At 45.5% G+C, this 21,058-nt stretch carries 18 protein-coding genes; 12 read left to right on the top strand and 6 right to left on the bottom strand.

What is annotated here, in order from left to right:
- Nucleotides 1–674: 674 nt before the first annotated feature.
- From TOI97_RS11510 to TOI97_RS11500, 3 genes are read left to right on the top strand one after another with little or no spacing between them, the layout of a single operon-like run.
- On the top strand, nt 675–1,673 hold the full coding sequence (locus TOI97_RS11510; protein WP_321554274.1) for a class I SAM-dependent methyltransferase: 999 nt from the start codon (nt 675–677) through the stop codon (nt 1,671–1,673).
- 37 nt (nt 1,674–1,710) lie between these two features.
- Nucleotides 1,711–2,583 (top strand): thioredoxin, encoded by an 873-nt coding sequence (gene trxA, locus TOI97_RS11505; protein ID WP_321554273.1) that lies wholly within the window; start codon nt 1,711–1,713, stop codon nt 2,581–2,583.
- Between the two features lie 43 nt (nt 2,584–2,626).
- Nucleotides 2,627–3,964, top strand: coding sequence for an MATE family efflux transporter (locus tag TOI97_RS11500; RefSeq protein ID WP_321554277.1), 1,338 nt, complete (start codon nt 2,627–2,629; stop codon nt 3,962–3,964).
- On the opposite strand, the gene lnt is transcribed toward TOI97_RS11500, so the two are convergent.
- The 6 genes from lnt to TOI97_RS11470 all read right to left on the bottom strand — a co-directional run bounded on the left by lnt (nt 3,949) and on the right by TOI97_RS11470 (nt 9,779).
- A complete protein-coding gene (gene lnt / locus TOI97_RS11495) occupies nt 3,949–5,466 on the bottom strand; it encodes an apolipoprotein N-acyltransferase (RefSeq protein ID WP_321554272.1) in 1,518 nt (505 codons plus the stop codon). The two genes, TOI97_RS11500 and lnt, sit on opposite strands and share 16 nt — an antisense overlap.
- Nucleotides 5,467–5,515: 49 nt before the next feature.
- The gene (locus tag TOI97_RS11490) at nt 5,516–6,373 is read right to left on the bottom strand and encodes an HlyC/CorC family transporter (protein ID WP_321554271.1); all 858 of its coding nucleotides are present in this window, start codon (nt 6,371–6,373) and stop codon (nt 5,516–5,518) included.
- Nucleotides 6,370–6,849, bottom strand: coding sequence for an rRNA maturation RNase YbeY (gene ybeY, locus TOI97_RS11485; protein WP_321554270.1), 480 nt, complete (start codon nt 6,847–6,849; stop codon nt 6,370–6,372). Before ybeY ends, TOI97_RS11490 begins: the two co-directional genes overlap by 4 nt.
- Complete coding sequence (locus TOI97_RS11480) at nt 6,842–7,846, bottom strand: PhoH family protein (RefSeq protein ID WP_321554269.1); 1,005 nt, start codon at nt 7,844–7,846, stop codon at nt 6,842–6,844. Before TOI97_RS11480 ends, ybeY begins: the two co-directional genes overlap by 8 nt.
- Before the next feature lie 154 nt (nt 7,847–8,000).
- A complete protein-coding gene (gene hemH, locus TOI97_RS11475; protein WP_321554268.1) occupies nt 8,001–9,020 on the bottom strand; it encodes a ferrochelatase in 1,020 nt (339 codons plus the stop codon).
- A gap of 105 nt (nt 9,021–9,125) precedes the next feature.
- Nucleotides 9,126–9,779, bottom strand: a complete 654-nt coding sequence (locus TOI97_RS11470; RefSeq protein WP_321554267.1) for a TetR/AcrR family transcriptional regulator — start codon at nt 9,777–9,779, stop codon at nt 9,126–9,128.
- An 89-nt stretch (nt 9,780–9,868) separates the two neighbouring features.
- Between TOI97_RS11470 and TOI97_RS11465 the strand changes: the two genes are divergently transcribed.
- The 9 genes from TOI97_RS11465 to TOI97_RS11425 all read left to right on the top strand — a co-directional run bounded on the left by TOI97_RS11465 (nt 9,869) and on the right by TOI97_RS11425 (nt 21,038).
- The gene (locus tag TOI97_RS11465) at nt 9,869–10,969 is read left to right on the top strand and encodes an efflux RND transporter periplasmic adaptor subunit (RefSeq protein WP_321554266.1); all 1,101 of its coding nucleotides are present in this window, start codon (nt 9,869–9,871) and stop codon (nt 10,967–10,969) included.
- A gap of 5 nt (nt 10,970–10,974) precedes the next feature.
- A complete protein-coding gene (locus tag TOI97_RS11460; RefSeq protein ID WP_321554265.1) occupies nt 10,975–14,040 on the top strand; it encodes an efflux RND transporter permease subunit in 3,066 nt (1,021 codons plus the stop codon).
- A gap of 71 nt (nt 14,041–14,111) precedes the next feature.
- A complete protein-coding gene (gene waaF / locus TOI97_RS11455) occupies nt 14,112–15,161 on the top strand; it encodes a lipopolysaccharide heptosyltransferase II (protein WP_321554264.1) in 1,050 nt (349 codons plus the stop codon).
- The gene (gene waaC, locus TOI97_RS11450) at nt 15,161–16,210 is read left to right on the top strand and encodes a lipopolysaccharide heptosyltransferase I (protein WP_321554263.1); all 1,050 of its coding nucleotides are present in this window, start codon (nt 15,161–15,163) and stop codon (nt 16,208–16,210) included. Before waaF ends, waaC begins: the two co-directional genes overlap by 1 nt.
- On the top strand, nt 16,210–17,331 hold the full coding sequence (locus tag TOI97_RS11445; protein WP_321554262.1) for a glycosyltransferase family 4 protein: 1,122 nt from the start codon (nt 16,210–16,212) through the stop codon (nt 17,329–17,331). The genes waaC and TOI97_RS11445 overlap by 1 nt, the downstream gene beginning before the upstream one ends.
- Nucleotides 17,328–18,134, top strand: coding sequence for a lipopolysaccharide core heptose(I) kinase RfaP (gene rfaP / locus TOI97_RS11440; protein ID WP_321554261.1), 807 nt, complete (start codon nt 17,328–17,330; stop codon nt 18,132–18,134). Before TOI97_RS11445 ends, rfaP begins: the two co-directional genes overlap by 4 nt.
- Entirely contained in the window at nt 18,134–18,868 is a 735-nt protein-coding gene (locus TOI97_RS11435; protein WP_321554260.1) for a lipopolysaccharide kinase InaA family protein, read from the top strand. The genes rfaP and TOI97_RS11435 overlap by 1 nt, the downstream gene beginning before the upstream one ends.
- Complete coding sequence (locus tag TOI97_RS11430) at nt 18,865–19,614, top strand: lipopolysaccharide kinase InaA family protein (protein WP_321554259.1); 750 nt, start codon at nt 18,865–18,867, stop codon at nt 19,612–19,614. Before TOI97_RS11435 ends, TOI97_RS11430 begins: the two co-directional genes overlap by 4 nt.
- Nucleotides 19,611–21,038: a lipopolysaccharide kinase InaA family protein gene (locus tag TOI97_RS11425; RefSeq protein ID WP_321554258.1), complete on the top strand. Its 1,428-nt coding sequence runs from the start codon at nt 19,611–19,613 to the stop codon at nt 21,036–21,038. The genes TOI97_RS11430 and TOI97_RS11425 overlap by 4 nt, the downstream gene beginning before the upstream one ends.
- The last annotated feature ends 20 nt before the right edge of the window (nt 21,039–21,058 follow it).

Genomic DNA, 21,058 nt, shown 5'->3' with positions numbered 1-21,058 from the left:
TGAAACGATGTATCGCCGATGGTAGTGTGGGGTTTCCCCATGTGAGAGTAGGTCATCGTCAAGCTTATACAGCAAAACCCCAGTTCAGAAATGAACTGGGGTTTTTTTATGCCCAGAAAAAACAGCAACTGCAGGACAATGCAGTCTGAGTCAGCCGTGTGCAAAATAAAGGACGAACAATTAGAAGCAGATAGAAGTCAGTACTGCACTGTAACATCCAGCCCGAGCAGCGCCACGTTCTGATATGTACATTCGGAGGGGTAACTCAACGCTTGAGTGGCATTCTCATCCTGAGGGCGCCAAGACAGCCTTCCTTAGCCATAACGCTCAAAACATCAGTGTCCTTAAGGGCTCTTGCGTGCAACCATCCTTGGTCTTTTAACCGTGTCTGATGACTCACCTTCCTAGCTCACCTTCACGCAGGCCCTGTTCGAATCACGCTACAGTGCAGTACTTAATTTGTATTCTAGCCTGCAATGACCTGCTGTCAGGGCGACAAAAGTATAGTAATTAACTGTTAAATCTGGACTACAGTGAAAAGATTGTGTGCGGTTTATATTGCTGTTCTATTAAGAGCTTCCCTGCATTCATTGCTTGCAATTGTATTCTCGGTTTTAGCGCCTAATTTTTAGGTTTTGCTGTTAAAATGCAGCTATATTTTTAGGTGCAAAATTATGGATCCAAGAAGTCAGGTGTTATTGCGTAACATCGAATTATTTAAAGGTAATGTTGTATTGGCAGGCTTGCCTGCTGATGCGTTACTTGGTGAGTTACCTGAAGCTCAAGGTTGGAGTTGGCACGCAGGTGAACATACACTATTAAATCAGCGTTTTGATCAGCGCTGTACTTTTTCAACAACACTCTCATCTGTTGATTACAGCGCAGGTATTTTATTTCTGCCAAAGTCACGTGAATTAACTGAGTATTTATTACAAGAATTAGCAGCTAAAGTGGCTTCTGGTGTCATTTTTTTAGTTGGTGAAAAACGTGCAGGAGTGGAGCGTGCAGCAAAACAAATGGCAGCATTTGGTCGTATCAGTAAAGTTGATAGTGCGCGACATTGCCAACTTTGGCGTTGCCAAGTAACAGATAAGCCCGTAATTCCTGAGTTAAATGCTTTGAGTAAACCTTTTACTGTTGAGGCGGCAGGTCACCAGTTACAGATACATACTGTGCCAGGGGTTTTTAGTCATGGGCGTTTAGATTTAGGTACTCGGTTGTTATTAGAGTGTTTAGATGATCTGCCACACGGGCATTATTTAGATTTTGGTTGCGGTGCCGGTGTCGTTGGTTCTTTTTTATTGAAATGTTATCCACAGTTTGAGCTTTCGATGTTAGATGTGGATGCATTTGCGATTCATAGCACAGAGTTGACGTTGGCTGCTAACGGTTTAAAAGCAACGTCTGTTGTGGGTGATGGGATTCATGCAGCCCCTAAACAGCTGGCTGGGATTATTAGTAACCCCCCATTTCATCAGGGTGTACATACACAGTACGAGACTACAGAAACCATGTTACGTGAAGCAGCTTTGCATCTGCAGCCTGGTGGTGAGCTACGCATTGTGGCTAACAGTTTTTTAAAGTATCCGCCCCTGATAGAACAACATTTAGGTTCTTGTACAGTGTTGGCTGAACGTGATGGTTTTAAGGTCTATCGTGCCGTTCGTACTTAACTTGCTTTTAAATTACTAGTTTTAGAAAGGACATAATGTGACTGATAATGCTTTTGTATTTGATGTAGTCGGTGCTGAGCAGTTTGATCAGCTGGTTGTTCAAAACTCTTTTCATAAGCCTGTTTTGGTAGATTTTTGGGCGCAATGGTGCGCACCTTGTAAGGTGTTAATGCCTGTGCTAGAAAAAATCACGGACAGTTATGCTGGAGAGATGCTACTGGCAAAAGTAGATTGTGACCAAGAGCAAGAGATTGTTGCTCGATTAGGTGTGAAAAGCTTACCTACGGTTGTGTTATTTCAAGATGGTAAGCCGGTTGATGGTTTTACTGGGGCTCAGTCTGAGTCGAATATTCGTGAATTACTCGCTAAGTATGTAACCGAGCCAGTTGATACTAAAGAAGCACCTTTAGTTACTGCGCAAAACTTATTTGATAATGGGGAATTTGCTAAAGCGGAAGCTTTTCTTCATGCGCTTTTGACAGGTGATGATCAACAATCTGCAGCTTTAGTGCTCTACGCCCGTTGTTTGGTAGAACGAGGTGCGTTAGCAGATGCTGAAACGGTCATTAATTCTGTAGTTGATGAAGAGCAAAAGCATGCTGTAGCTTCAGTGCGCGCGCAACTTACTTTTTTGCGTCAAGCAGCGGAACTGCCCGATATGGCGGATTTAAAAACGCGGTTGGCAAAAGAACCTCACGATGATGAGGCGCTCTTGCACTTGAGCATCCAACAATTAGCACGACAAAACTATGAGCCGGCTTTGGATAACTTATTGCGACTTTTTATTCGTAACCGTGGCTTTGCTGATGGTGCAGCACACAATACATTGCTACAAGTTTTTGATTTGCTTGGCACTGATAATCCATTGGTTACTCTTTATCGTCGACGTTTATATCAGGCTTTATATTGATCGCTTCGCGCTGATAGTGGAGGTTTGATTGATGCAGCGTTTTATCGCGATATTGCTTGATGCTTGGCGTCATACTGGTACACGACAGCGTTTATTTGCGCTTGCTATTCCGATGATTCTAAGCAATTTATCTGTGCCGCTAGTGGCATTGGTTGACAGCGCCGTAGTGGGGCGCTTGCCACACGCGTATCAGTTGGGCGCAGTAGCTGTAGGGGGTAGCATCTATACCATGTTGGTATGGACGTGTGGCTTTTTACGGATGGGCAGCACAGGATTTGCAGCTCAAGCTGCTGGGCGTAATGATCTACAAGCATTGCGTTATATTTTGCTGCAAAGCCTTGGGTTGGTGCTAGTTCTGACGTTGATTTGTGTTGCCTTAGCTTTAGCGTTTATGCCGCAAGTTTTAGTATGGATGGATACGTCTGGGGATTTGCAGGTTTTGGCGCAAGAGTATGTGCTTATCCGCCTCTATGGTTTACCTGCTGCTTTAATGATGCATGTTTTAGCGGGTTGGCTATTAGGTATTCAAAATGCCCGAGCGGCTTTATGGATGTTACTGACAGCAAACTCAGTCAATATCGTTTTAGATATTTATTTTGTATTTGGTTTGCATTGGGAGGTGGCAGGAGCTGCTCGGGCATCGGTGCTTGCTGAATGGTCAGGTGCTTTATTGGGGTTGTTCTTGGCTTGGCGGTATGTGGATAAAGGACCATTATTAAACTTCTGGCAACATATCCTTATGTGGAGTAATTGGCGCCCACTGCTTTCGGTTAATCGTGATATTTTAATTCGTAGCTTGGCATTGCAAGGTGTATTTTTTACTGTGACCTTCCAAGGTGCACGTCTAGGAGATAGCACTGTCGCCGCGAATGCTTTGCTGCTTAATGGCTTGCTGTTGTGTTCTTATGCTTTGGATGGCTTAGCCCATGCGCTTGAAGCATTAACTGGGCATGCTTTGGGTCAGCAAGATCGCCGCGCTTTACGCCGTGCGTTGTCGTTAGTGAGTCTATACTCTCTGTTGGCTGGGCTGGTTTTTGCGGTGTTGTTTTGGTTGTTTGGCGACCTTTTTATTGCTTTGCAAACCAATATTCCAAGCGTACAAGCAACAGCTGAAAACTATCTGATCTACCTAGCTCTGTTGCCGTTAATTACAGTTTGGAGCTATGTGATGGATGGTTTATTTATTGGTGCAACGCGAGCACGAGAAATGCGTAACTCAATGTTGTTGGCAGTGCTTGTATGTGCACCCGTAGCTTGGTTGTTACAGGGGCTAGGCAACCATGGCTTATGGATTGCCTTTTTATTCTTCATGGCTTTACGGGCAGTGTTTTTAGGTTTTACTGCGCGTCACTTGTCAACTTGGTTTCAGGCGTCAGCTTGAAGCTTGCGCTGTACAAATGCCAGCACTAAACATAGAGCGCTCAGTAGAATCAGAGGCCAAGACTGCCAACGCAGGTAAGGGGTTAAGCCTTGCATAGGTACTACAGAGCCGCGCAGAATAGATTGTTCAAATTGAGGGATGGTTGCATTGATTTGGCCTTTTGGGTCAATCAGTGCGCTGATGCCGTTATTTGTTGAGCGAATCATCCAACGGCCTGCTTCTAAAGCACGCATTTGCGCCATTTGTAAATGTTGCCAAGGGCCGATCGACGTGCCGAACCAAGTGTCATTACTGATGGTTAATAAAATATCGCTTTGTGCGGCCAGCTCAGTAGCAAATTCTGGGTAGACCACTTCATAGCAAATATAAGGGGCGATTTTATAGCCTTTAGCATCGAGGGGCGCTTGCTTGCTAGGGCCGCGAGCAAAGTCTGACATTGGTAGATCAAAGAACGCAATTAAGCCACGTAACATCTCTTGTAATGGCACATATTCACCAAAAGGTACCAATTTTTGTTTTAGATATTCACCATTGCTATCGCCAAGGGTGGTAATTGCATTGTAATAGCGTAGGTCACCGTACGAGTCATATTGGCGCAGGGGTAAGCCGGTAATGAGAGCGGAATTTTGTCGGTTTATAATACGCTCCATGCTATTGAGATAGCCTTGTGCTTGGTCTTTTAAAATAGGCACTGCAGTTTCTGGCCAAATAATTAAGTCGCTTGCGGCTGCATTGAGTGTCAGCGTTTGATAGAGGGCCAGTTGGGCTTCAATTTGCGCAGGATCCCACTTTAAATTTTGCTCAATGTTGCCTTGAATTGCCGTTACTGTAAGCGGTTCTCCAGCAGTTTCTGTCCAGTTTTTTGCTTGCAGTGTGAAACCTAGCCCCCAAAGCGCAAGTATGCTAATCACGGCAGTACAGCGTGACAGTCTTTGCTTATTGAGCAGTAGAGTGACGAGTAGCACACTAGTTAATACTAAAGCAAAAGAGATGAGCCAGACGCCACCTAATGGTGCTAAACCTGATAAAGGACCATCTAACTGACTATAACCTAAATAAAGCCATGGAAAGCCAGTTAGAAACCAACCTCGAAAAGCTTCAATGGTCACCCATAAAGCAGCAAAAGCCCAAGCATTGCTAAGAGTATGTTGCTGTTGTCGAATAAAACGTGCCCAGAGCCATCCGAAAAGAGCTAGAAAGAGTGATAAACCCGCTACGAAAACTGCCGTCAAAAAACCTGCTAAAAAAGGGGGGGCTGCCCCGTAATCATGGATACTGACATAGACCCAGCTGGTACCACTGGTAAACATACCGAGACCAAACGCCCAACCGCGTAGTGCTGCTTGGCTAGGACTCAACTGGCTTAAGCTCAGATATAAAACGGAACAAGCAATAAGGGCGAGCGCCCAAAAATTAAAGGGCGCTAAAGCTAAAGTGATTAAGGCACCAACGGTGAGAGCGAGAACATTGCCTAACCAACCGCGTTGTATCAGCCATTGCATGAGGTATATTCCTAAGTTCATTCAGACGACGGTTGGGACATTGCTCAGCTTAGTCGCTATGTTTAGACTTTTTATTGAGTGGGGTGATACGCAATAAATGTAAACGCCGACTGTCAGAGTTAAGTACACGGAAACGTATTTGATCAATTTCAATGGTTTCATTGCGCTTAGGTAAATGACCAAAAGCACTCATGACTACACCGCCAATGGTATCGAATTCATCTTCAGAGAAACCACTGTTAAAAAAGTCGTTAAAGTCGTCTACAGGAGTGAGAGCTTTAACAATATAATCCCCGGTGGGTAAGGTACGAATATAACTGTCTTCCTCGACATCATGCTCATCTTCGATATCACCGACGATTTGTTCTAATACGTCTTCAATGGTCACTAGGCCAGCAACACCACCATACTCATCAATTACAACAGCCATATGATTGTGGTTGGCACGGAACTCTTTAAGCAAAACATTTAAACGTTTTGATTCAGGCACAAAGTTGCAAGGGCGCAGCAAGGTACGTAAATCAAAGGTTCCTTCATCTTTTTTACTGATTAAAGGCAGTAAATCTTTAGCCAGTAGGATGCCTAATACTTCATCATTGTTTTCCCCAACTACTGGGTAACGAGAATGTGCAGCATCAATAATGGCTGGTAGAAACTCTTCTGGTGTTTGGCAGGCTTTGATGCTGATCATTTGCGAGCGCGGGATCATAATATCGCGTACTTGCAGATCGGCAATTTGAATAGCACCTTCAACAATAGCGAGGGCATCATTATCGAGTAGTTTGTTGCGATTAGCTTCACGCAGCAGCTCGAATAAGTCTTGACGAGTTTTGGGTTCTTGGGCAAAAGCTTGGGTTAATTTATCTAGCCAAGACTTATGCCCGTTGCTAGAACTATCTTCACTCATGATGGTATTGGATCCGTATATTGATTATCGCGATAAGGGTCAGGGTGACCGATTTCAGCCAGCAGTTGGCTTTCCAGGCTTTCCATTTCTTCAGCTTCTTCATCATCTATATGGTCATAGCCTAATAAATGCAAGCAACCGTGGATGACGAGGTGTGCCCAGTGAGCAGGCAGGGTTTTTCCTTGCTCTGCTGCTTCTTGTTCAACTACTGGTACACAAATGACTAAGTCACCTAATAATGGAATGTCTAACAGGCCTTCAGGAATGTCTGCTGGAAAAGACAACACGTTGGTTGGGTAGTCTTTGCCGCGCCAAGTGGCGTTCAGCTCCAAGCCTTCTTCAGCATCGACTAGTCGAATAGTGAGTTCAGAAGGTGCTGTGCGTTGCCGTAATGCTAAAGTGCACCAAGCTAAAAAATCAGCATGGCTAGGCAAGTTACTGGCGGAGCTGGCTACTTGTAGATCGAGCTCAATCAAGGTTGTGGTTCTCTATGTGTGTCAATTTTTTAGCAGCATCATGGCTGGCATAAGCCTCAACAATGCGCTGCACCAGTGGATGACGTACTACATCACTGGATTTGAAAAAGGTAAAGCCAATACCGGGTACATCCTTTAAGACTTTAGTGACATGAATCAGGCCAGAAGCCGTACCGCGCGGTAAGTCAACCTGAGTGATGTCACCGGTAATAACCGCAGTTGAGCCAAAACCAATGCGAGTTAAGAACATTTTCATTTGTTCTATAGTGGTGTTTTGGCTTTCATCAAGAATAATGAAGCTATTACTTAAGGTACGGCCACGCATATAGGCTAAAGGTGCCACTTCAATCACTTGCTTTTCGATCAGTCGAGTGACGTGTTCAAATCCCAACATTTCATACAAGGCATCATAGAGTGGGCGTAGGTAAGGATCGATTTTTTGAGACAGATCACCGGGCAGAAACCCCAACTTTTCTCCAGCTTCGACCGCAGGGCGCACCAATAGGATGCGTTGTACTAATTCACGCTCTAAAGCGTCAACAGCGCAGGCCACTGCTAGAAAAGTTTTACCTGTACCTGCTGGGCCAATACCAAAATTGATATCGTGGGATAAAATCGACTTTACATAGCCTTGCTGGTTTTCTCCGCGTGGACGGATCGAGCCTTTGCGGGTGCGTAAGCTAATAAGATTATTCTGCTTGGCAGAGGGCTCGGATAACTCTTTCATGCTCGACTCTTGCAAAAAGAGGTGCACGAGATCAGGTGTTAAATCTGTGTGTTTGGTTTCACGGTATAAACGACGGATCAGCTGTTCTGCCGTGCGTGTCTTGTCGCGAGAACCGAGCAATTCAAACTGCTCAGCGCGATTACGGATAGTAATGTCTAAGCGTTGTTCGATTAAGCGTAAGTGCTCATCATACTGACCACACAAGTTGGCATAGCGTGCAGCTTCGAAAGAATCCAGAGTAAAACGATACGTATCAGTTGATGTGTTCAAGGGCTTGAAAAATACCTACTCAATAAAAATGAAGCGCCTAGGATACCGCTGCAAAGGCAAAGCGGGAAGAGCCAAAAAGGCGCAGTAATTGACTATTTAGCCTAAGGGGCATGACAGTTATTTTTGAATAAGCTCTAACCTGTTGTTTTAACAGCTATTTTGATGTTTTTTCACAAATCTCAGTCAAGGCTTGAGCCCAGTATTCTTCTGCATTTAAGCATGGAATTAAAACCAGCTCTTGACCGCCAGCTTGAATAAACTCTTTGCGTCCTTCAATGCCCAGTTCTTCGAGCGTTTCAATGCAGTCTGCAACAAATGCAGGTGACATCACTAAAAGTTTTTTTACGCCTTTTTGTGCAAGTTCTTTTAATGTGGCATCGGTATAAGGTTCGATCCACTTATTACGCCCTAAGCGAGATTGAAATGCCACAGACCATTGTTCGGAACGTAAGCCTGCTGCTTTGGCAAACAGTTTAGCGCTACGAATGCATTGAGCGCGGTAGCAGCTATCTAGGACAGCTGAAGGTGCAGTTTCACAGCAGGATTTATCGCTTAAACAGTGTGAACCCGTTGGATCGAGTTTTTTTAAATGACTTTCAGGCAAACCATGGAAACTTAAAAGTAGGTGGTCAAAGCCTTGTTCGAGTTCGGCTGCTGCGCTTTTAGCAAGGGCTTGAATATAGGCTGGGTCTGCATAAAAAGGCGGCACAATATTGAGTTTAAGTGGCAAATTATGCTTTTTAATGCATTGTTCAGCTTCTTGAATAGCCGTTGTTGTCGTGCTGTCAGCGAACTGTGGATAAAGTGGCGCGAACGTTACTGTTTTAACCCCTTGCTTGGCTAGTTCAAGTAAGCGCGTACTGATTGAAGGTTCGCCATAACGCATAGCAAGACTGACAGGACCGTGGGGCCATAATGGACGTACTGCGTCTGTGAGTTGTTCACTGATAACAATCAGTGGTGAGCCTTCTGGCCACCAAATTGAGGCATAAGCTTCGGCTGATTTGGCCGGGCGACTGATCAAAATCAAGCTCACAAGTAAACGACGTAAGGGCCATGGAATGTCAATGACATAAGGATCCATTAAAAACTGGTTCAGATAATTGCGTACATCAGTAACCGATGTGGAGCGCGGTGAACCTAGATTCGCGAGCAGTAAAGCGTGGTCAGACATGTGATGTACCCAGTTTGTATAAAGCTAAAGTGATCCATTGTAAGGGGTTGTAGTTAAAATAGAACCCTCGTCCTTTGCTTCTCAGAGGATAATTATATGTAGCGCTTATATTTCTTGATGGGGATTAGGTTGGTAGGCGCGTATGAATAAATCCACAACATGCTCGACATGAGTTTGTGCCTCGCTAGGGCTTTGGCTTGGGTAGCCAATGAGCAACTGTAAATGACGTGCGCCTTTAAGTAAGGCAAAAAAATGCTCTGCAGCTTGTCGAGGATGTGGAATGTGTAATTGCTTGGTGCGGTCAATGGACCTCAGTAGTTCTTCCATTTTATGGGTAATTCGCAACGCAGTAATCTCATAAAAAAGATGAGAGAGCTCTGGGTTGGTGGTGGCGTGGCTAATAATGAGGCGGTGTAAAGCTATGGACTCAGGACTGTTCACTAATCTTTGAAAACTGTGAGCAAGGGCAAGCAAAGTTGGGCGTAGGTGCAAAGGAGGATGAACAGTAGGGGTGACAAAAAACTCGGCCAGTTGTGTGTCACATTGCGCTTTAATAGCAGCACAAAAGAGTTTTTCTTTGTCGGTGAAATGGTTGTATACCGTAAGCTTGGATACGCCCGCTTCTTGGGCGATGGCATCCATGCTGCAACCTTCATAACCTAAACGTAAAAACAATACCTGTGCCGCCTTAAGTATAGCTGCACGTTTAGTGAGGTTTTTGGGTCGGCCGGGGCTAGGCTTGGCTAATTTTTCAGTCATAGAGATAAATAGTGAACTTGTGAGTACAGTATTTTACTATACTTCATCTGTTCTGTATTCCAGTCGCTGTTGGCAAGGTCAAACTCATCATGTCTTATCGTTTTATTTCTATTGTTGCTTTGTTGTCACTGACTGTGCTGATTGGGTGCAGTAATGAAGAGCCTGCGGTACATAGTGTACGGCCTGTGATGGTGGTTCAACCGACAACTGCGGTTGCGGAAACTGTGGCTTTTCCTGGAGAGGTGCGTGCACGGCTAGAGCCTGAGTTGGCTTTTCGGTTGGGCGGTAAAGTGATTGAGCGTTTGGTGGATGTGGGTGAGCAAGTCAGTACTGATCAGGTACTGGCAAAGTTGGACCCTGAAGATGTGCGTCTGCATCTTGATGCGATGCAGGCACAAGTGTCGGCTGCGCAAGCAAATTTAGAATTGGTGCGCGCTGAGCGTGATCGTTATAAAAAGCTTTTGGATCGGCAGATGTTGAGCCATTCACACTATGATAACGCTGAGAACCAATATAAAAACGGTTTAGCTCGTTTGCGCCAAGCCCGGGCAGAACTTGCGGCAGCTCAGAATCAAGCTGAATACACACAATTACGTGCACCTTATTATGGTGTGATTGCTCAGGTAAAGGTCGATGCTGGGCAAGTGGTGGCAGCAGGACAAAGAGTTTTTGTATTGGCCGTTGATGGCGAGCGCGAGGTGGCTATTCATTTACCTGAACACAGTATTGACTCCTTTAGCGTAGGGCAGCCAGTAGAGGTTGCTATCTGGTCACAGCCTGATCAGCGTTTTGATGGTGAGATTCGTGAAATTGCTCCCTCGGCTGACCCTCGTTCACGCACTTATGCTGCCCGTGTAGCGTTTCGTACAGCGACTGTGGCCGCAGAACTAGGGCAGAGCGCTAAGGTGTATATCCATACCGATGTTGCTAGTCCTTTTGCGGTGCCGTTATCAGCTGTGACCGCTGAGGATAGGGAGGCTTATCTTTGGGTGGTTGATCCAAATACCTCAAAGCTACAACGGCGGCCGGTCAAGGTTGCTGCTTTTGGGCAAGACAGTGTATCTGTGCTGCAAGGGCTTGAGGGGCATGAATGGGTCGTGATGGCTGGTGTACATGTATTGCATGAGGGGCTTGAAGTGCGCCCTGTTGATCGTAATAACCAGTCCATTCAACTCAGTGTTCAGGAGTAATGCTGATGCGTTTTAATTTATCGGCTTGGGCGCTGAACAACCGACCCCTGGTTCTTTTTTGTATGGTGTTACTGGCTATTATTGGCAGTATGTCTTACAGCTCCTTAGGGCAAAGTGAAGATCCACCTTTTACTTTTAAAGCAATGGTCATCCATACGGTTTGGCCAGGTGCTACCGCTGAAGAAGTGGCTCAGCAAGTGACTGAGCGGATCGAAAAAAAGCTGATGGAAACAGGGGAGTACGAGAAAGTAATATCTTTTTCTCGTCCTGGGGAGTCACAGGTGACTTTTGTGGCTCGTGATTCTTTGCATGCGAGTAAAGTGCCCGAACTTTGGTATCAGATCCGTAAAAAAATCAGCGATATTCGCCATACTTTACCGCCTGAGGTGCAGGGGCCATTTTTTAATGATGAGTTTGGTACCACTTTTGGAAATATCTATGCGCTGACAGGGAAAGGCTTTAATTATGCTGTTTTAAAGGATTATGCCGATCGTGTGCAGTTGCAGTTACAGCGCGTGCAGGATGTGGGCAAAGTTGAAATTTTTGGACTGCAAGATGAGAAAATTTGGGTTGAGCTATCCAATACACGTTTAGCTAGTTTGGGTTTGCCATTGAAAGCTGTACAGCAAGCCTTAGCTGAACAAAATAGTGTATCAGCTACGGGCTTTATTGAAACAGCGAGTGATCGAGTGCAGTTACGGGTCAGCGGTCGTTTTGCAAGCGTCCAAGAGATCCGAATGTTTCCACTGCGTATTGGTGAACATACGTTTCGTTTAGGGGATATTGCTGAAGTACGCCGTGGCTTTAATGATCCTGCTGCGCCGCGTGTACGTTTTATGGGGGAGGATGCCTTAGCCATTGCTGTGGCAATGCGCGATGGCGGTGACATTTTAGTATTGGGTCAAGCTCTTGAGGCAGAATTTGCACGATTACAGGAAATTTTACCCTTAGGGATGACATTGCGCAAAGTGTCAGATCAACCTGCAGCGGTTAAAACCAGTGTGGGTGAGTTTGTTCAGGTGCTGGTTGAAGCTTTGGCTATTGTTCTTTTGGTGTGCTTTTTCTCGCTCGGTTTTAGGACAGGTTTAGTGGTAGCGCTGTCAATTCCGTTAGTGCTTGCGATGACTTTTGCTCTCATGCACTACTTTGGCATTGGCTTGCATAAGATTTCTTTGGGTGCGTTAGTGCTGGCGTTAGGTCTAATGGTCGATGATGCCATTATTGCAGTGGAAATGATGGCTATTAAAATGGAACAGGGCATGGATCGTTTTAAAGCAGCTAGTTTCGCTTGGACCAGTACAGCATTTCCTATGTTAACTGGGACTTTAATTACTGCTGCGGGTTTTTTACCCATTGCTACTGCAGAATCGAGTGTCGGTGAGTACACCCGTTCAATTTTCCAAGTAGTCGGTATCGCCTTGATTGTCTCATGGGTTGCTGCCGTTATTTTTGTACCTTATTTGGGCGATAAATTACTGCCCGATCTAGCACGCTTGAAAGCAGCAAAGCATGGCAGTGAAGAAGGTAAACACGATCCTTATGCTACTCCGCTGTATCAGCGAATACGTGCCGTGATCACTTGGAGTGTCAGTCACCGAGCTGTGGTGATCGTGGTGACTTTACTGCTGTTTGCAGGCTCTATTTTCACATTCCGATTTGTACCTAAACAGTTTTTTGCTGACTCCAACCGGCTTGAGCTGTTGTTGGATATTAAGCTGGCAGAAGGTGCTTCACTCAAAGCCACGCAAACGCAGGTGGAAAAACTGGAAGCTTTATTGGCTGATCGGGCAGGTATTGAAAATTATGTTGCCTATGTGGGATCAGGGTCACCACGATTCTATTTACCGTTGGATCAGCAATTGCCCGCTACCAGTTTTGCGCAAATTGTCATGATTACTGAAGACCTTGAGCAGCGTGAAGAAGTGCGCAGTTGGCTCATTGAAACCATGCAGGAGCAATTTCCTGAATTGCGTGCACGTATTACCCGTTTAGAAAATGGTCCGCCAGTGGGTTACCCCGTGCAATTTCGTATCAGTGGTGAACATATTGCTCAGGTGCGCCATTTGGCACGCCAAGTTGCTCAAGTCGTACGTGAGAACAGTCATGTCAGTAATGTGCATTTAGATTGGGAGGAACCCAGTAAAGTTGTGCATTTGAAAATTGATCAGGATCGTGCACGAGCAATGGGGGTTAGTACCTTAGGTGTGTCTGATTTTTTACAGGGTGCTTTATCTGGAGCCAGTGTGGGACAGTTCCGTGAAGGTAATGAGCTGATTGAAATATTACAGCGCGGGACTTTAGAAGAACGAGAAGACTTAGCGAGCCTTGGTAGCTTAGCGATTCCTACGGAGTACGGTAGCAGTGTGTCGCTTTCTCAAGTGGCCAACTTAGAGTATGGCTTTGAGGAGGGTGTGATTTGGCATCGTGATCGTTTACCAACGGTGACAGTGCGCGCAGATATTTATGGTAAGCGTCAGGCCGTCGATGTGGTGCAGGAAATCTTACCGAACTTGCAGCATATACGTGATATTTTGCCGGATGGTTACTTACTGGAAGTAGGCGGTACGGTGGAAGACTCGGATCGGGGACAACGTTCTGTAATGGCGGGGATACCATTATTCCTCTTAGTGGTATTGTCCTTGTTGATGATTCAATTGCGCAGTTTTTCCCGTTCAGTGTTGGTGTTTTTGACTGCACCGCTGGGATTAATCGGGGTTACTTTATTCTTATTACTGTTTAATCAGCCCTTTGGTTTTGTTGCAATGCTCGGTACGATCGCATTATCAGGTATGATTATGCGTAACTCGGTTATATTGGTGGATCAAATTGAGACAGATATTGCACTCGGTCATACGCCTTGGCAGTCTGTGATTGATGCAACGGTACGCCGTTTTAGACCGATTATATTAACTGCCTTAGCGGCCGTGTTGGCCATGATCCCGTTGTCCCGTAGTGTTTTTTTTGGGCCTATGGCCGTGGCAATTATGGGGGGCTTAATTGTCGCTACGGTACTAACTTTGTTATTTTTACCGGCACTCTATGCCACATGGTTTCGTGTGCGCAAAGAGTAAATATTGGGCAAGGGCTGGCTTTTTGAGGTCGGTACTTGCCGCGCCTGCCTAGATGCTTGAAACTCTGCACTATGAATATATTGATTATTGGCCCGAGTTGGGTCGGCGACATGGTGATGGCGCAGACACTTTTTATATGTCTGAAGCAACAACACCCAAATTGCAACATTGATGTGTTAGCGCCGGATTGGAGTCGGCCTATCTTAGAACGTATGCCTGAAGTGCACCAAGCGCTGAGTTTTCCGCTTGGCCACGGGGTTCTGGATATATCTGCACGTCGTAAAATCGGTAAGCAACTTAAAGGTCTGTATGATCAGGCAATTTTACTGCCCAATTCACTTAAATCAGCGTTGACTCCATTTTTTGCAGGAATCCCCGTACGCACTGGTTGGAAAGGAGAAATGCGTTATGGTTTGCTCAATGATTTACGTGTTTTAGATAAGCAGCGTTACCCGTTAATGATTGAACGTTTTATGGCGTTGGCATATCCGCTTAAAACAGAGTTATCAAAGCCGTATCCGCGTCCGCATCTCGTCATCGATGATGCCGAGCGTGATAAAGCGTTGGCTAGCTTTGATTTACAAGTGGGAGATCGGCCGGTATTGGTTTTATGCCCTGGAGCTGAGTTTGGTGATGCTAAGCGTTGGCCAGCTACTCATTATGCTCAGGTCGCTGAAGAAAAAATTCGTCAAGGCTGGCAAGTGTGGATTTTTGGCTCTAAAAACGATCATCCTAGTGGAGAGGATATTCGTGAGCGTTTAATCCTTGGTTTACGAGAGGAAGTGTATAACCTTGCTGGTGAAACATCATTGGCACAAGCCATTGATTTAATGTCCTGCGCCAGTGCTGTGGTTTCCAATGACTCGGGCCTGATGCACGTAGCGGCGGCTTTGAACTTACCTTTGGTTGCTGTTTATGGATCGACTTCGCCAGAGTTTACGCCGCCGTTGGCCGATAAAGTCGCTGTAGTGCGCACAGGTATTGATTGCAGTCCTTGTTTTGATCGCACCTGTCGTTTTGGCCATTATGATTGTTTACGTTTATTAGAACCTCAGATAGTCATTGATGCCTTGAATGACCTGATTGGCACTCCAATTTCCCTGCAAGAGTCTGAAAACTAGTGCGAGTCCTATTAATTAAAACATCTTCATTGGGAGATGTGATTCATACCTTACCTGCGCTGACTGATGCGATACGGGCTTACCCCAGTATTCGTTTTGATTGGGTAGTGGAGGAAGGTTTTGCAGAGATACCACACTGGCACCCTGCTGTGGATCAAGTGATTCCTGTAGCGATTCGTCGCTGGCGCAAAAATTTATTCAAAACATGGCGTAATGGTGAGTGGGATGATTTTAAAAAGCGCATTCACCAACGTCAGTATGACCTTGTGTTGGATGCTCAGGGCTTATTAAAAAGTGCTTGGCTCACGCGTGGGTTTAAAAATGTACCGGTGGTCGGGTTGAGCCGTCAAAGTGCGCGAGAACCGATCGCGAGTTATTTTTATGATCGGCAGATTAGCGTAGAAAGAGATCAGCATGCCGTTGAGCGTACCCGCCAGCTTTTTGCCCAAGCCATTGGTTATAACTTACCAAAGGGTATAGGGCAGTACAGCTTAAACCGTGAAAGTTTAGCGCTAGATGGCCCACAAGCGCCTTATTTACTTTTCTTGCATGGTACAACATGGCCTAGTAAACATTGGCCACAAGAACAGTGGCGTGCTTTAGCCGAAAAGTTATCAGGGCAAAATATAGCCGTTCGTATTCCTTGGGGTAATGATACGGAAAAAGCGCGAGCAGAGGCTATTGCCGCTGGTCTATCTCATGTTCGGGTGTTACCTAAGCTCAATCTCACTGGTGTTGCAGCGCAAATTGTAGGTGCGCAAGCTTGTGTAGCAGTAGATACAGGACTTGGACATTTAGCAGCTGCATTAGATATACCTTGTGTGTCTTTATATGGGCCGACTTTGCCTGGGCGTATTGGTGCGTATGGGCAAGGACAGGTGCATCTGTGTGCGACAGGGCCGAATGCAGGTTTAGGTGATCGGCATTTAGATTGTTTTGAAAACTTGGGTGCAGAACAGGTACTTGCGGCCTTACACCCACTATTGAAAGTGGATAGGTGTACAAACAGTACTGTGGCAGAGACACCGCCAGTTAAGGAAGCCAACTGATGCAATTGGCTTTTATTCTCTATAAATACTTTCCTTTTGGTGGCTTGCAACGTGACTTTATGCGCATTGCTTTAGAATGTCAGCAGCGCGGGCATCAGATACGCGTTTACACTTTAATTTGGGAAGGTGATGTACCCGATGGTTTTGATGTGCGTATTGGCCCTGTAAAAGCTTGGTCGAATCATCGTCGCAATGAAAAATTCTATCAGTGGCTACAGCAGGATATGCAGCAGGCTCCTGTGGATCGGGTGATAGGCTTTAATAAAATGCCAGGCCTTGATGTGTATTACGCTGCAGATGGGTGTTATGAGGATAAAGCGCAAACTTTGCGTAACCCACTTTATCGCTATAGTCGTCGTTATCAGCATTTTTCGGCGTATGAGCGCGCTGTCTTTTCTCCAGAATCATCAACGCAGATTTTAATGATTTCACAAGTGCAGCAACCACTGTTTATACAGCATTACAATACGCCTATTGAACGTTTTCACTTGTTACCGCCGGGGATTGCTAGAGATCGACGAGCGCCCAGTAATGCTGATGAAATTAGGAAGCAGTTTCGTACAGAGTTTAGCCTTGCAGATGACCATCATTTAGTCTTGCAAGTCGGCTCAGGCTTTAAAACTAAAGGTTTAGATCGCACTTTAAAGGCTTTAGCCAACTTACCAAAACATCAGCGTGAAAAGACACAGCTGATCGTTATTGGGCAAGATAACCCTAAAGCTTTTAATGTTCAGGCTGCTGCATTAGGGGTATCGAAGCACATCAAGATTTTAAGCGGCCGTGATGATATACCGCGTTTTCTATTGGGCGCAGATCTACTGATTCACCCAGCGTATAATGAAAATACTGGGACCGTTTTACTTGAAGCATTGGTTGCTGGTTTGCCGGTGCTTGTAACGGATGTTTGTGGTTATGCACATTATATTGCCGATGCAGAGTGTGGGCAGGTATTAAAGAGTCCATTTCAGCAAGAAAAGCTGGATCAGGCCTTAAGTGATATTTTAGCGGACTCCGATTTACGTACGCGCTGGTCAGAAAACGCACTGCATTACGCTAAAACGGCCGATTTGTATTCGATGCCGCAGCGTGCAGCCGATATTATTTTAGCGGAGTCAGCATGAAACTTAAGTTAGACGAGCCCTTTGCCAGTTTGTGGGTAGGGCAAGATCCATTTGTGGCTGTGGAACAGCTGCAAGGCGAAGTCTACCGAGAACTTGAAGCACGACGTACTTTGCGTACTGAGGTTGATGGGCGTGGTTATTTTGTCAAAATTCACCGTGGTGTGGGTTGGGCGGAAATCTTTAAAAACTGGCTCACAGCCAAGGCACCAGTTTTAGGTGCTGAGCAAGAGCTGAAAGCAATTGAACATTTGCAGCGTCACCAGATAGATACAATGACAGCCGTTGCCTTTGGTGTACGGGGCTGCAATCCAGCACAGCAGCACTCATTTATTATTACAGAAGAGCTTGCACCAACAGTGAGCCTTGAAGACTATTGCATGCATTGGTGTGAGAAGCCCCCTCAACCTTCTTTGAAATGGGCTTTAATTCAGCGGGTGGCACAGATGGTCGGAGGTATGCATCGATCGGGTGTGAACCATCGCGATTGCTACATTTGCCATTTTCTTTTGCACACTAACCAAGATATTACTCCGGAGTCTTTTCGACTTTCTGTGATTGACCTACATCGAGCACAAACGCGCCGACAAACCCCTAAACGCTGGCGCAATAAAGACTTAGCGGCCTTATATTTTTCTGCCTTGGATATTGGTTTAACTGAGCGTGATAAGTTGCGTTTCTTACGTGAGTACTTTCAGCAGCCTTTGCGTGATATTTTGCAAGGTGAGAGCGCTTTATTAGCAAAACTAGAAACTAAAGCAGCAAGGCTGTATGCACGTAAAGAGCGTTATGGAGATGCGTTGTAATGTCGGGCTGGCGTTTAGCGGCAGATTATCAGGAGTTGCAAGCAGATTTTGGCAGCTTGGACCGAGTATTTGCCCTTGAAGGTGAGCGCATTACCTATGATCCGATATCTGAAGTGATTCGTGTGAACCGTCAGGGTGTGGATTATTACGTCAAACGTTACCGCAGCGCTGGCAAAGGTTTGCGTCGTTATGATCCACGCCCAAGGATTAAGGCTGAATGGCAAAATTTGAAGCGTTTTGCTAAGTGGGGCATACCAACTGCAGAAGTGATTGCGCAAGGTTTAGAGCGTAAAGCAGGGGCTTTTGTGCGAGGTGCCATGATAACGCGGGAAATACCACGCACTCATGACTTAGCCCATTTGGCACAGCAAGAGAGTCCATTGTTACGCGACGATGCTTGGGTGAAAGGTGTGAGCGAACAAGCTGCTCGAGCAACGCGCATCTTACACCAACATAACTTCACCCATAATGATTTAAAGTGGCGTAACTTATTGGTTGATGATCAAGCTAAAGTATATTTAATTGACTGTCCCGCTGGTACTTTTTGGTGGGGACCAATGCTGCAGTATCGCATTATTAAAGACTTAGCGTGTTTGGATAAAGTTGCTAAATACCATCTGAGTAACACTCAACGTTTGCGCTTTTATTTGCAATATTGCCAGCGGGTACGACTCAACGCCCAAGATAAAAAAAAGATTGCCAAAATAGTACGTTTTTTTGAGGGGCGTGAATGAAAGATTTTATCGATCCAACCATCGCCTCGCTATTGGCGCAACATCAATTGGATAGTTTTACTGCACTGTGGAACTTACAGCTTGACGCTGTTGATGAGGCCAATGCGCGGGGCAATGGTTGGAGCAGTGTTGCTAAGTTAACACTAGGTGAACGAATATTTTATATTAAGCGCCAAGCCAACTATTTAACTCGCACCCTGCACAAGCCTTTTGGTGAGCCCACATTTGCGCGTGAAATGCGCAATATTCAGCGTTATCAAAAACTAGGTATTCCTGCACTGAATGCTGCTTATTTTGCTCAGCGCAAAGTTAATGGCGAGCAGCGTGCAATCTTAATAACCCATGCATTAGAAGGTTGGCATGACTTAGCGCATTGGCAGACGCAGTGGCAAGAACTCTCGAATGAGCAACAGCAAGGCATTGTGCAAGCATGCGCGAAGTTGGCCAAAACCTTGCACGAAGCCAAGCAAGTACATGGTTGTTTTTATCCTAAGCATATTTTTTTACAAAAGCAGGCCACTGGTTTTACCGCGCAATTGATTGATTTGGAAAAAACGCGGCCTATTTTGCTAGGGCGACGTGATCGTATTAAAGATTTAGAACCTTTATTCCGCCGTTCTCAAGTTGTGTGGGGGCGTGAGCAAACGCAGCTTTTTTTACAAAACTATCTTGATAAATGTGATGAGATTCCTTATTGGATGGAACGGTTAGAGGCTCGCCGTAAACATAAGGAAAGCCGCGCATGAAGTTGAGTGCATTGAAGGGGCGAGCACCGCAACTGCCGCTCAATTTGGAGTTGGAAAATGGTCAGTCATTAGTGATTGAGCAGTGGCTTAGAGTTTTACCTGAGCAGCGCTATGTCGGTAAAGCACAATGGCAAGGGCGCAGTGTCTTAGCGAAGCTTTTTGTGGGCCATAAGGGTGTTCGACACCAGCAAAAAGAAGTTATTGGTGCACAGTTATTGCTTGAGCAGGGCATAGCTAGTGCAAGCATTCTTGATGCACAGCAGCACACTGATGGTAGTGCATATGTATTGTTTGAGTTTATTACAGAGGCACAAAGCTTGGCTGATATGTGGGCGAAGTGTTGTATGCAGGTGCCTTTAAGCTCAACACAAAATTCAGTGCTCGGTCAGGCTTTACAGGTTATAGCCAGCATGCATCAACGGGGGCTATGGCAGAGTGATTTGCACTTAGACAACCTTTTATTAAAAGAAGGGCTGCTGTATGTCATTGATGCCGGTGGCGTTGAGTGTGAACAAGCGGGACAGCCTTTGTCCAAAGAAAAAGTTATCGCTAATTTGGCAGTATTTTTTGCTCAATTACCCAGTGCATTTGATGCTCACCTTGAAGCGTTATTGGTTCATTATTTGTTGGTCAATAGCGAGTACGCACTTCGGCTCGAAGTGTTGCAACAACAGATACTTAAGGTGCGGCAGTGGCGAGTGAAGGATTATTTAAATAAAGCGGGCCGTGAATGCAGTTTGTTTAGCGTTACTTCAGGGATGTTTGGCTTGCGAGCTGTTTGGCGGGGAGCGCAAACTGAGCTGGAACCAGTGCTCGATAATTTAGATGGCGCTATTGAGAGCGGGCATATTTATAAAACTGGCGGGGCTGCAACTGTAGCGCGTATTCAACTGGGTCAGCGTGGTTTAGTAATTAAGCGTTACAATATTAAAAATTTTACACATTGGCTTAAGCGCTTTTGGCGCCCGAGTAGAGCATGGCATAGCTGGATTGAGGGGCATCGTTTAAAGATTGTTGGCATTGCCACGCCACAACCATTAGCAGTGATTGAAAAAAGATGGATGGGGTTGCGCGGACGCGCTTGGTTGGTTAGTGAATATTGTGGCGAGCAAGATATAATTGACCGCTTGACTGAATATCAAAATAGCGAAGAAGTACCTGAGGCTGAAGTTGCTGCGTTAGTCACCTTATTTGAGGCGCTTATTCGTGAAAAAATCAGTCACGGTGATTTAAAGGGCCATAATATTTTATGGCATCAGCAACGTTGTTATTTAATTGATTTAGATGCCATGCAGCAACACCGTAGCATGCGCAGTTTTGCTCGAGCATATATTAAAGATCGTGCTCGCTTATTACGCAATTGGCCGCAAGATAGCCCATTGTATCAATTGTTAGATCAGCGTTTACCGCAGCTGCCTCAATAGCAGCTGCCTTAAAGATTAAG

Origin of the sequence: Denitrificimonas halotolerans (assembly GCF_034259425.1) — a bacterium.
Lineage (GTDB): Bacteria > Pseudomonadota > Gammaproteobacteria > Pseudomonadales > Pseudomonadaceae > Denitrificimonas > Denitrificimonas halotolerans.
This window is presented reverse-complemented; position numbering and strand designations above follow the sequence as displayed.